Origin of the sequence: Staphylococcus agnetis (assembly GCF_002901865.1) — a bacterium.
GTDB lineage: Bacteria > Bacillota > Bacilli > Staphylococcales > Staphylococcaceae > Staphylococcus > Staphylococcus agnetis.
Window position 1 is genome coordinate 1 of the sequence record NZ_PPQF01000052.1, and the last position, 12,423, is coordinate 12,423.

A 12,423-nucleotide genomic window follows, 5' to 3' on the forward strand; every position below is an offset into this window, starting at 1 on the left:
ATTTATGTTTTGACTAATTAACATATAGATCACTGCTCCAATAAATCTAATGAATTAGAGAAAATATCAAATTTTCACACCTCTAAATGAGCTTTTTTATACCATTTTGATACGTTCACTTCCACTAAAGTTTCACGCAATTTTCATACCATTTTTACACTTTTTATTACATAATTAAAGTGTAGGAAACAAGCAAAATATGGAAAAGGACGTGACTGAGGATGATATGTTTATCTGAACACATTGCACTCGTTACTGGAGGCGCAAATGGGATTGGTAAAGGGATTGCCGAAGCTTTAGCGAAAGCCGGTGCAACGGTGATCATTGGCGACATTGATGAAGTCAACGGACAACAAACTGCACAAGCCATTCAAGGACAATTTTATAAGTTAGATGTCACGAATAAGAAGAATATTGACGCTGTGGTTGAGGCAATTGTAGCAGAACATGGAAAAATAGATATTTTAGCTTCAAATACTGGTGTATATCCACAAATTGAAATTGAAGAGTTAACAGAAGCGGATTGGGATAACATCCAAAATATTAACTTAAAAGGTACATTTCTTGTGACACAAGCGGTGCTCAAACAAATGAAACAGCAGAATTATGGTCGCGTGATTCTTACTTCTTCTGTGACGGGTCCAATCACAGGTTATCCTGGATGGGCACATTACGGTGCGACGAAAGCCGGACAACTTGGCTATATGCGCAGTGCCGCGTTAGAATATGCCAAATACGGTATTACGATCAATGCGGTACAACCAGGTAACGTACTTACGGAAGGTCTCAAAGCACAAGGTGAAGCCTATTTAGAAGGAACACGTAATATCATTCCAACCCATGAATTAGGAGAACCTGAAGATATTGGGCATGCCGTAGCATTTTTTGCTGCACCTGAAGCGAAATTTATTACTGGTCAAAGTCTCGTTATTGATGGTGGGCAAATCTTGCCAGAGGAACCCGATGCCATTAAAGATTAATAGTCATATTTTTACATCCTAAATAGCGTTATTTAAAACACGAATCGTCTACACTACATGCGCGTTCAGCACCATTAATGTGTAGACGATTCGTCTCTCTTTATTTATATTATTGTTCCACAAGGTACACTTTTTCGGTGTAACAACGTGTGTTCATCATTTTGTTTTTCAAAAAGCGATACCACGCTAAATGGACGCTTCCTTTATCATGACTTTTTAAAATCTTTAGCGGGACTTGAAGATTTAAACATCTTCCCGAAATATTAAAGCGGGTCACACCCGCAGGAACTGTTTCTCCACGCTCCACAACGGTTTCTATTTCCTCAATGTCTAAGGGCTGATACTTCATCATCACATAAGCGTCGTCTGCGCAAACCCCTTCACAATGTGCGACGCGTTCCACTGCACATGCATCGGTATAACTTTCAACTACTTTATCCCATGTCTTGAACTTTTCATTCCCAAGATCTTTGCGATATAAATACTGTTCATAGGAGCCTTTACACATCGTAATAAATGGACGTTCAGAGCGGATTTCAGTCGTCCATGGTAACGCATCATCATGCTGTAAATGAGACCACCAATTTCCAAATGGCACTTTATGATGCCATGTTTCAATTGAATATTGCGTTTCACTAATTATTTGCACGGGGACTAACTGACATCCTAAGGCTTTCAAACTCGTATATCGATGCACACCATCGATGACCATATATTTACCGCTTCGAATTTGTATCGCTAAAATGGGATGACGAATAAACTGATCTGCTTCAATACTAGCTTTGGTCTTTTCAAGTCGACAAGGTTCAAATGTTTCATGTAAAACAATTTGGTCAATGGGAATGAGTTTTAAATTTTGATACATTTGCTTCATCTTCTTCCTCCTTTGTATCTTGCAAGTAGACGAATTCAGGGTGCGGATGGCTTAAAAAATCATGATGTGAAATCGACCAACCATATGCCCCAGCATATTGAAAGACAACGACATCTCCCATGCTCACTTGAGGCGTCATGCGCTCTTTTGAAAACACATCTTTTGGGGTACATAACTGACCGACAAACGTCACTTGACTCTGTGTTAGCGTGGGTCGTTGGAAAGTATACAAAAAGGCGTCCACCTCACATATTTCTAATGGATGGTTATGTTGCCAAGAGACCGGCAGTCTAAAGTGCTGCGTGCCCCCTTTTAAAATGGCATAATGTGTTCCATGCACTTGTTTTATATCAATGACTTCTGTCGCATAATAGCCCATATGCGCAGTTAAATAACGTCCACATTCAAAGTTGAGTGTTATGCCTGACATTGCTTCTTGCTCAATGACTTCGTGTAGCCCCTGATTAAAAGCGTCCCAATCAAATTGTGCGTCTAAATCTTGATAGTTCACCCCTATGCCTCCACCGACATTCAGGTGTTGCAATGGAAAGTGGTGTTTTTCCGCCCATTGTTTTGCCTTTGTAAAGTATAAACGCATCATTTGAACATGGAGTGACGCGTCTAAATTGTTAGATATTGAATGAAAATGAAAGCCTTCTAACGTGATACGTGGTAATTCTAGTGCACGTTGAATGACTGTATCCACTTCTTCTTCAGAAATTCCAAATTGTGTTGGACACCCCGCCATATGTAAGGTCGCATTTGGAAATGGACCCGATAAATTGACACGTAATAAAACAGGCATGGTCCTATCATGTTTCTCTAAACGCGCATTTAAACGCTCCAATTCTTGTACACTCTCAATATGAAGTCGCTTAATTTCCCGGGTAATGGCCATATCAAGTTCTTCATCTGTTTTACCAGGACCACCGAAAATAATGCGATTAGGCTTTAATACGGCACACCCTTTGTCAATTTCTCCTTGAGAAGCAACTTCAAATCCTGCTACGTAGGGTTCAATGGCTTGTAAAATGCGTGTCTCACTGTTCGCTTTCATCGCATAATACATGTCACAATTTTTAGGCAACGACGCTGTAATTTGTGAAATATGGTGTTGTAGCGCATCAAGGTCGTAAATGTAATGACAAATGGAAGATCCCGATGCCTTCATATCTCTTAAAATTTGGTATATGTAGTCCTTTTTAAGTAATGTTCGGTTTTGATTTTCTACGTGTTTCGCGTTCACAAAGGTTCACCTCCTTTAAAAGATAAAAGGTCTTGTTTTAAGTGACGGTAAAATTTGCCACGGTCATCACCTAATACAAAGGCTTTCACACCTTTGTCTTTCCATGCCTTAAATTGTGCGTGTTCACGGGGTAGAGCGATAAATGCTTTATGGTGATGTGTCGTAATTTTATACATATAGGCTGTCGCTTTTTGCACAACTTCATCTGTCGTTTGCCAAGGTTTACCAAAAGATTGAGATAAGTCTGCGGCGCCTTCGATGATCATGTCTATACCGTTGACACTGGCAATATCATCTAGTGCGTTGAGTCCTTGTTGACTTTCAATCATCGCAATCACCACAATACTATTATTGGCTTCAGCCATATAGTCTGTGAGCGGCATTTCTCCGAAGCGTGGCATACGACCGCCATTTAAACTGCGCATGCCTTCTGGGTAATAGCGACTTAGCTTAACAATTTCTTCAGCGCGTGCTTTACTCTCCACATGTGGAACGATAATGCCACGTGCCCCCATATCCAACACTTTAATAATATCCCGTTCTATGGATTGCGTTACACGGACAATCGGTGTAATGCCAGCTGTTTCAGCCGCGCGAATCATATGTTCAAGGGTTTCATCATTAATGGCCGTATGCTCAGTATCAATAATGACGAAATCATAACCACTCGCTGCTATCATTTCAATAACTAGCGGATGCGGAATCGAATTAAATAAGCCGTATACTGTTTCGCCTCGTTGCAATTTCTCTTTAAGTGATAGCGCCATCATGGTGAATCACTCCTAACGGGTTCGTCACGTGATGAATGCGCAGTTCATTATCTTCGCGAAGTCGACGTGTCGTTAATTTTTCAACTTGAATCGTTCGTTCAAATAAATCGAAATGCTGTTGAAGCGGCAGGTTGGGATGTGCGCGTAAATAATCTTGTATGCAGTCATACACCATGTGCCACTGATCTGATTCAGATAGGTTGTATGCCTCATCCATAAATAAAATCTGCTGCGCGATATTGATAAAGAAAAAGGCATCCAGTACAAAATCTCTAACGAGTTGTACATCATCGGTTTCAATAAACGAGTTACGATTAATGCGTTGATGCGCTTCTGGTGTATCTTGAAGTTGAGGGTTTTTGGCAATGTCGCTTAATAACGCACGTTTAAAACGCACACCATCATGAAAATCTTTAATGGCTACACGTGTTGGCCAGCCCTTTTCATGTATAAGCATCATATTTTGCGCATGAGATTCTAAAGCAATACCATGCGTATACAACATATGTATTAATGGACGCACCGCAACGTTGATAAATTGTCGCATCCAATTGTCAGCACCGTATCGTTGTATCCAACCATCTATGACCGGACGTTCTACTGTGTCTTTACTATAAAGCGCATGAAATGGTATCGCCTCTTCACCTGCTTCTAAATAATGATATATATTTTCACGCCATATCACGCCTAATGCACCGTAAGTTGCCGTTCTCTTGTCTTCTGGCAAATACTGTTGATCATACGACATCCCCAGTACCTCTCCTAGAAACACTGTACGTAATTGGTCTCGCAAATAGGGATCATGTGCTTGAATATGTTTCAACCAATCTGTAATATTGGCCGCATTTTCAATTGTATGCGGTGCAAGTACCCGCTTCGTTGACGTATTGGTAATATTAAGCGGGACTTTAATATAATATTTATCGGTTTCGACAGGTGATAACGTGCGTATCGATTGTTGTGGCACATAGGCTTCTCGAGATTTCCCAAGAAATATAATGTCACCATTTAACCACGCTTCAGCAAAATGATTGGCGATCATATGGTCAAACTGCCACGGATGTACGGGTATCCATACATAATCTGAGACGTTTTCAACGTGTTGACGTAAAGTGTCAGTAAATTGATCAACCGTTTCTTGACCAAGTTGATGTTGCAAGAGTTGCTCAGGCACAATAGATTGAGAAATCGTTTGTTGGATGTGATGTTTAGGTACGGCAATCCATGTTAAATGGATCGTTGGTTGAAAATCAGGCCCATATTTTAAATTTTCTTCAAGGGTAAATCCAAGGCGTGACTTATAACTAGGATGATACGTGTGCCCTTCCATCGCATAGGATTCGAGCGCATTAAACGTTTTAGGTACGGCTTTATGATGGTTCAATTTATACGTAAGTGCTTGGCAATCTTTTAATTCTGTTTGTATGAGTTCACCGATAAATTGCTCAATTTTCTGTGTATCTTTTGTGAATGTATATTGGACATCTCTCAATAATTGCGCATAATTTAATGTCGGACTTTCGGTACCATCTGCACCCACTTTCATAATTTGAGACGTGAGTTGTAAACGATCAAAACTCTCTGTCACACGTACATCAAAATGATAAGATGCATGTTCACCTTTTATTTCAACATGATGCATATTATCTTTAAGATGCGTCATGGTATACACGACAATCTTTTCATAAATTAACGAAGTGATGAGTTGTGCCATGATACGTGTTTTTACACGTTGTTCAATTGAATGCATCAAATGATGAGACCTCCTCTACATGACGAATTGGGTTCGGGATATTAATATAAATTGGATTTTCACTGCAATTTTTGATTTTACTCATAAAGTTCGCTTTAGCAGAAAACGTTTCAGAAGCTAATACATCTTCTACATAACGTTGTATCTTTTTATCTGTCGTCCAAGATTGGCATTGTTCACGTGCCACACGCCATAATTGCGCTTCATCTCCAGTTGCCTTTCCAAGTGTCGACACCAAATGACCGAGATGGTTCACAATCACATAATATTTAAAACGATGCCATGCAGTCTCATGCGTTTCGACAACTGGACTATTCGAATCTACAATTTGGGGCACGAGATGCGCTTCACGTGCGAGTGTTTCAGATAAACATACCCCTTCTAGATCACGTACATAGCACACTTTAGGGATACCTTCTTGAAACTGGATTAACGTATTTTGAACATGTCCTTCTAAACTAATACCGGTCGTCGCAAAAAGTGTGAGCATCGGTTGAATCACCACATCTAAATAGCGCTGTAACCAAGTTTCGACAGATAAACCACTTTGTTGAACGCGATCGTACAACATGGAATGTGTAGCATTTGGCATCGTTTCAAAAAGACTGGCAAGGACGTGAATGTCTTTGTTTTCGTCATAATCATTGATACCTTCACGGACAATTAACGCCGTTTCTGTAATCCAATCTTTGTCACTTGAAGACGTCTCGAGGTGTAACGCACGATAGCCTTGTTCAAACATTAATTTAAACGTTGGGGTCTCGAACATATTTTTAACGTGTGCAATGACTGTTGCGGCATCTAGCGTTCGTTCGATTTGTTCAAAATTATTCGTACGTATAAAGTTAGTGATTTTAACGTGTATCGGTAGTTTTAAATAAACATTGAGCGCTTTTTCAAATACCGTCCGAACGGAAGACGTCGGGTAGACCGACCGCCCTCTTTGACCTAGATCTTTGATGCGTCCACAATCAAGCTGTGCTTTAAATACCGGATCCTCTTGAAGGTGACGCATTTGATACGGATGAAGTGGCAATAACGTATGTCCTTGAGGTAAATCCGCTTTGTCCATGAATGCCAGTTCATATAGCGTTTCCGTGACCGTATCTGTGAGTCCCTCTACATCACGTGCCAATATAAGCGAGGCGTCTACACTTAAATAATGAAGTTGAAAATGTGTATGACATTCTGGTGCATAGCGTTTTAAATCCTCTGATGTAAAACCTTTTGAACTTTTTGGAGTCGGATGAAACGGATGCCCTAAATACAAGGATTGTTCTGATTGTATATAATGATCCACTGTACGTGTGTCATCTTTATCATTTAAGTAGTGCGCCGTGCGTGACATACTGTTTAGTATATCAGCGTAAATTTCTTGCACACGCGCGTGATTACTTTCATCTTTAAAAATGGATAAGAGGCGTTCAATGGCATGTTGACATGTCACAGGTGATATCACATCACCTTCTTTTATGAAAACCTGCTTTTGATACACATGATGCCCCATCATTGACCAATAAAGAAATGTACCTATCAGTGTTTCGTTATCATTTAAGCGAATGTGCCATTGCTGATGTTCTGGGGCATTGTGATACAATTGATTTTCTCTAAAATACACATTAAGCATGCGTTCTAGTGCTGCTTGTTCAGCTATAGCTTTATTTTGAATGTTTTGCACGTTGTACTTTCAACTCCCATAATTGATTCATTAATGATTGATCTTCTTTTATACATTTCAACTGTGAGGATTTCAGGACAAAACTACTTGCGATAAAAATCATACCCATTACAATAAATGTCATCATAGGGTTATAGTGACTTGTAATGAGTGCACCGATCATACTTCCAACCACTTGACCCAGTACCAGCATGCTATTCGTCGATCCAATAAACGTCCCTTTTAAATCTTTGTGACATGCATTTGCGACGACGAACATCACACTTTGAATCAATGCACTGTATGTAAAACCTTGCATCATTCGAAATATTAACAACATCCAGAAATTAGTGGCCACGCCTTGTAACACGACACTCAAACCACAAATTAACGTTGTAGCAATATAAACATATTTCACATATTGCTTGTCGTTAAGCATGCCCCATAACGGTGCACTTAATATTGAGGCTGTCCAAAAGACAGATTGAATCAAGCCAATAGCCGCCTTATCATCAAGTAGAGTTGTATTGGCGCCTGAAACGAGTGGTGCAAGTGCGGTCATCATGCCATACATGGCAAGATTGGCTAAAATACCCACAATAATAAATCTGCAAGTCACATGTGTACATAACAAACATTTAAATGATGTTCTCACACCGCATTGAATCGTTGGTGTCGCGCATTGTTTACGATGATGCGTTTCAACTAAAGTCACCATGCCTACACCGCAAATGATAAATGTGGCAATACCAATTGAAAGCAACAACGTTTGAAAGCCGATGACAGTGGCTAACACACCACCGACTAAAGGTCCCACTAACGATCCTGCACTTACGGAACTTTGTAGATGTCCAAGCACCTTTCCGCGTTCATTCGCAGGTGCTTCGCTTGTCGCAAATGCATTCGAAGCGTCTACCACACCGCCGAACAGACCTTGTAATAAGCGTACAAGGACAAATTGAAATGCAGTCGTACACATCGACATCAATATTAAACAGATGCCTAAACCGATTAAGGCACGTAACACCATCCACTTTCGGCTGATTTTATCGCCAAGTTTCCCCCATAATGGAGACGCAATCATCGTTGTCACAGCAGGTGCAGCGATAGCAACACCGCTCCACAGTTGAATTTCTGTTACAGATAGTTGTTCTAATGAGGCGATATAGATAGGTAATAACGGCACAAGTACCGTTAAACCCGCAATAGAGATAAATTGACTGCTCCATAAAATGCGAAAGTTACGCTTCCATAGATGCGCACTAGTCATACGACATCATTGGATTCACAATCTCTCCAATACTTGATGGCATACTGCCACCCCCAGAATCTTTTTGATGTAATAAAGGTAAGAGAATGCGTTTAAATGGCCATGTCTCCTTATCAAAAAGCAGCTGTCGTACTTCCGCTGCACCATTAGGCCACTTAGTCTCATCGACCGCCTGTTTCATCGTTTGACGTAGAAAAGCCATTAACCGCTGTTCGTCAAGCTGATAAAGCGACGCAAATGTATCGATGATGGCATACACATTCACTAAGATGCCAAGCGTCTGAAAATACGTGAAGAACGTTTCCAAATCTTCGTTAATTAGAGTATTCGGTGTATCTTTGCGAATCGCATATTCTGGCACATCCATACCATTTAGAGTCATCCAAGCCGGATAAATCCGAACCGTGTCGTGATCACGAAGAATGAATTGGCGTACTCGACCGTTTTGAAATGCGACGAGCACATTTTGACCGTGCACTTCAGGCAATATACCGTGACGCATGCAGGCAAATAGCGTATGAATGAATGATGTAACGATATCTTGATAAATAGCTTCTACTTCCTCTGCCGTAAAATCACAATGATCAAAGACAGGTTCAAGTACGCGCGTATCTGCCATCGCAAGCGCAGACATAGAAATGACGACTGTGTCGGCCTCTTTGACAACTTCTGGATATTGGCGCAATTGCACGGTTAAATGCCCCGTACGATCTTCAAAAACATTTTTTGACGGTGCGATGAAGGACCACCATTGTTTTTCATCGCATAGTAAAAGGTGGGTTTTTAGATATTCAGATTGTTGCCTCACCTGTTCAAGTAACGCCTCTCCTTTTTCACCATTAAGCAAATAACGTGTCGGCGTGAGTCGTAAAGCACCTAACGATTGCATCGCAAAAGGAACTTTAATGTGGTCAAAAGGATGCTCAATATCAATCAATGTGCGCATTGATGAGGATGAAACAAAACGACCACACATCATATCAAGGGGTACAATCACTTTTTCTTTTATCTCTTGTTCAAAGTAATGCGGTAACACATGGTTGAACTGCCAAGGATGCACAGGAAATAACATATAATTTTCAGGGTTCAGGCCTTTAGCTTCCATACATTGATGAAATGCATCATCAGTCTTTATGTTTAAAGCGCATTGTAAAGTCGTTTCATTGGCATGCTGACTTGCCATCACCCAGTCGCGATGAAGCGCCACCACTCTCAATGACATCGGCTCATTGTATTCGGCTTGAAAACGCGCATAGTCGGACGCATTTAAGCCACGTTTTTCTTTAGCTAATGGATGAAATGGCCGATCTTTGAGGCTAGCGAATTGTTCTGATTGCACAAAGGGATGTTCTGCAAGGTCTAAACCTTGATACTGCGCTGCCAATTGCTGACAGGCCTGTACGAGTCCTTCACGAAAACGCACACTATTCAGCTGTTTAGCCTCATCTGGATGCATCATTACAAGCGTGTCCCAGAGTGATACAGCATTTAAAGTAATCGTTTTATGCGATGTAACAAGTTTGACCTCTCCTTGTGAACGCGCGAACCGGTACACATTTAAACTGCTTAAATATACGGGAATTTCTAATCGTTGGTCTTCATGTTGATACACAAATAAAGTTTGTTCATCTTGATGAATCACGCGCCCTTTTGAGTACAGGTCAAAAACATCTTCAAAAAACAGTGCGTCTATCAAATCACTTAATATCACTTTTGACGCCAGTTGTTCATCATGGTTTGCTACAGATTGGCTCATATTTACACTCCTTTATTTCATTACAATGTCGACTGCTTCATTTTTTAATAAAGGCATAGTGTCGTTCCAATCCCCTCAGCTCGCGCTTTTTTGTAAATGTAATAGGCACTTGAAATGTCCTCTATTGCCATGCCCATCGGATTGAGTAAAATGATTTCATCATCATTTTCACGACCTGGTTTTTCTCCCGTTAACAATTGACCTAATTCAGCATGTAGCGCTTCTTCAGAAAAACGGCCTTCTAACACCAGTTGGTTAATCGTTTTTTTCTCACGATTCGCTTGAGACCAATCATCGACAAGCACTTTATCTGCTTTTAAGAACACTTCTTTTTTGACGTCCATAATCGAGATATTGCTTACGAACGCACCTTTTTTCAACCAGTCATATTCGATATACGGTTGATCTGTGACCGTACACGTAATCACAACATCGCCATGCTCGATAGCTTCTTTTGCCGATGTACTTCGAATAAAATGAATATCTGGTCGTCGTGCCTGCCACGTATCGACAAAAGTCGCACTGGCTGCGTCGAATTGGTCGTATACATAGACGTTTTCGATATGATCGAACTGTTCTAGCATACTTTGAAGTTGACGGTCTCCTATCAAACCACAACCGATGATTGTTAAATCAGTGAAGCCTTTTTTAGCTAGATGTTGTGCAGCAATCACTGAAACTGCTGCGGTACGCATACTACTAATAAGACTTGCTTCCATTACCGCGATTGGATAGTTTGTTTCTGGGTCATTTAAAATAATGACACCACTTGCGCGCTCCATATGACGTTTTGAAGGATTATCGTGCTTACTCCCTATCCATTTAATGCCAGAGATTGGGTCCTTAAGCCCAATATAACTCGGCATCGCAATGATTCTATCTGCTATATGTCCGTCTTTACCATTTGCACGCAAATAAGGTTTTAATGGTTGCACAAACTTTTGTTGCGCATGTGCTGTTAACGCTTCTGTTAAGGCTTCTACATAAATATTGGAATGATGACCTCCAACGTTTTCAATATCTGTTCGGTTTAAATACAACATCTCATGTTTCATCTTTGTATACTCCTCTTTTTTAATCGTTGTACATTATTAACACTCAAGTGTTCATGGGTATTGATTGAGACGTTAGTCTCCCTTCACACTCCAGGAACACTTTCCTCAACTTTTAAACGGAATGTAACACCGTATCGTCATCTGTATCGCGCGTTAAACGCTGTACCCATGTGTCTGAATACACCAAATCTAAATAACGCTCGCCTCGATCTGGTAATATCGTCACGATGGTTTGATCTTTATCTACGTTTTCGATTAATTGTTGTATGGCTGCGACGATTGCACCAGTAGATCCTCCGGCAAAAATACCTTCCTTTTCTACCAATTCATGACAACCTTTCGTAGATTGATAATCATCTATATGTATGACGTCATCTATTTCAGTTTTATTTAAAATCTCCGGAATACGGCTTGCGCCAATGCCAGGCAGTTCCCGATTTTTCGGCGTATCTCCAAAAATTACAGATCCTTTAGCATCTACCGCAATAATTTTAGCGTTAGGATGATGTGCTTTTATTTTGCGACTCATGCCCATAATACTGCCTGTGGTACTTACAGGTGCCACAAAATAATCGATCGGACCTTCAATCGCCTCAACGATTTCAGTACCTGCGCCGTGATAATGGGCTTGCCAGTTTAAATCATTCGCATATTGATTGATCCAATAAGTATGTTCTGATTCATTGAGCAGTTCTTTTACACGCGCAATCCGCGTCTTTAAATAGCCACCATTTTCATCTGGTGTATGGACCATATCCACATGTGCACCATAACTTTTTATGATTTTTAAGTTTGTCTCAGAAATTTTAGGATCAACAACACACGTTAGCTTTAATCCTTTAATTTTGGCTACCATCGCAAGCGCTATGCCAAGATTCCCTGATGTACTCTCAATCAAATGTGTATCTTTAGTAATGTCACCGCATGCGATACCATGTTCGATAATGTACTTGGCAGGGCGATCTTTCATACTGCCACCAGGATTCATATATTCTAATTTGGCAAAAACCTTATGATTCTCAAAAAGTGATGTTAACTGAACCATAGGTGTTTGGCCAATAC

The 12,423-nt window shown here is 40.5% G+C and carries 10 protein-coding genes; 1 reads left to right on the top strand and 9 read right to left on the bottom strand.

All coding sequences use genetic code 11. The annotated features are described in order from the left end of the window. Nucleotides 1-221 precede the first annotated feature (221 nt). Nucleotides 222-980: a 3-oxoacyl-ACP reductase FabG gene (gene fabG / locus CD172_RS08320; RefSeq protein WP_103346057.1), complete on the top strand. Its 759-nt coding sequence runs from the start codon at nucleotides 222-224 to the stop codon at nucleotides 978-980. 109 nt (nucleotides 981-1,089) lie between these two features. On the opposite strand, the gene sbnI is transcribed toward fabG, so the two are convergent. From sbnI to sbnA, 9 genes are all read right to left on the bottom strand, one after another. Beyond that, nucleotides 1,090-1,854 carry a bifunctional transcriptional regulator/O-phospho-L-serine synthase SbnI gene (gene sbnI / locus CD172_RS08325; RefSeq protein WP_103346058.1) on the bottom strand — a complete coding sequence of 255 codons (765 nt, stop codon included), beginning with the start codon at nucleotides 1,852-1,854 and terminating at the stop codon, nucleotides 1,090-1,092. Next, nucleotides 1,814-3,025: a type III PLP-dependent enzyme gene (locus CD172_RS08330; RefSeq protein ID WP_103346065.1), complete on the bottom strand. Its 1,212-nt coding sequence runs from the start codon at nucleotides 3,023-3,025 to the stop codon at nucleotides 1,814-1,816. Before CD172_RS08330 ends, sbnI begins: the two co-directional genes overlap by 41 nt. 71 nt (nucleotides 3,026-3,096) lie before the next feature. After that, a complete protein-coding gene (locus CD172_RS08335) occupies nucleotides 3,097-3,870 on the bottom strand; it encodes an HpcH/HpaI aldolase family protein (protein ID WP_103346059.1) in 774 nt (257 codons plus the stop codon). After that, nucleotides 3,851-5,620, bottom strand: a complete 1,770-nt coding sequence (sbnF, locus tag CD172_RS08340) for a staphyloferrin B biosynthesis protein SbnF (RefSeq protein ID WP_103346060.1) — start codon at nucleotides 5,618-5,620, stop codon at nucleotides 3,851-3,853. Before sbnF ends, CD172_RS08335 begins: the two co-directional genes overlap by 20 nt. Beyond that, nucleotides 5,607-7,292 (bottom strand): IucA/IucC family protein, encoded by a 1,686-nt coding sequence (locus CD172_RS08345; protein WP_103346066.1) that lies wholly within the window; start codon nucleotides 7,290-7,292, stop codon nucleotides 5,607-5,609. Before CD172_RS08345 ends, sbnF begins: the two co-directional genes overlap by 14 nt. Then, a complete protein-coding gene (locus CD172_RS08350; RefSeq protein WP_103346061.1) occupies nucleotides 7,282-8,550 on the bottom strand; it encodes an MFS transporter in 1,269 nt (422 codons plus the stop codon). The genes CD172_RS08345 and CD172_RS08350 overlap by 11 nt, the downstream gene beginning before the upstream one ends. Next, a complete protein-coding gene (gene sbnC / locus CD172_RS08355) occupies nucleotides 8,543-10,306 on the bottom strand; it encodes a staphyloferrin B biosynthesis protein SbnC (protein WP_103346062.1) in 1,764 nt (587 codons plus the stop codon). The genes CD172_RS08350 and sbnC overlap by 8 nt, the downstream gene beginning before the upstream one ends. 44 nt (nucleotides 10,307-10,350) lie before the next feature. Beyond that, entirely contained in the window at nucleotides 10,351-11,361 is a 1,011-nt protein-coding gene (gene sbnB / locus CD172_RS08360) for an N-[(2S)-2-amino-2-carboxyethyl]-L-glutamate dehydrogenase SbnB (RefSeq protein ID WP_103346063.1), read from the bottom strand. A 112-nt stretch (nucleotides 11,362-11,473) separates the two neighbouring features. Further along, the gene (gene sbnA, locus CD172_RS08365) at nucleotides 11,474-12,421 is read right to left on the bottom strand and encodes a 2,3-diaminopropionate biosynthesis protein SbnA (protein ID WP_240598401.1); all 948 of its coding nucleotides are present in this window, start codon (nucleotides 12,419-12,421) and stop codon (nucleotides 11,474-11,476) included. Nucleotides 12,422-12,423: the final 2 nt, after the last annotated feature.

Bases quoted from the DNA above. Each gene is read 5' to 3' on its own strand.
- fabG (WP_103346057.1), top strand. From the start codon at position 222: ATGATATGTTTATCTGAACACATTGCACTCGTTACTGGAGGCGCAAAT.
- sbnI (WP_103346058.1), bottom strand. From the start codon at position 1,854: ATGAAGCAAATGTATCAAAATTTAAAACTCATTCCCATTGACCAAATT.
- CD172_RS08330 (WP_103346065.1), bottom strand. From the start codon at position 3,025: ATGAAGGCATCGGGATCTTCCATTTGTCATTACATTTACGACCTTGAT.
- CD172_RS08335 (WP_103346059.1), bottom strand. From the start codon at position 3,870: ATGATGGCGCTATCACTTAAAGAGAAATTGCAACGAGGCGAAACAGTA.
- sbnF (WP_103346060.1), bottom strand. From the start codon at position 5,620: ATGCATTCAATTGAACAACGTGTAAAAACACGTATCATGGCACAACTC.
- CD172_RS08350 (WP_103346061.1), bottom strand. From the start codon at position 8,550: ATGACTAGTGCGCATCTATGGAAGCGTAACTTTCGCATTTTATGGAGC.
- sbnC (WP_103346062.1), bottom strand. From the start codon at position 10,306: ATGAGCCAATCTGTAGCAAACCATGATGAACAACTGGCGTCAAAAGTG.
- sbnB (WP_103346063.1), bottom strand. From the start codon at position 11,361: ATGAAACATGAGATGTTGTATTTAAACCGAACAGATATTGAAAACGTT.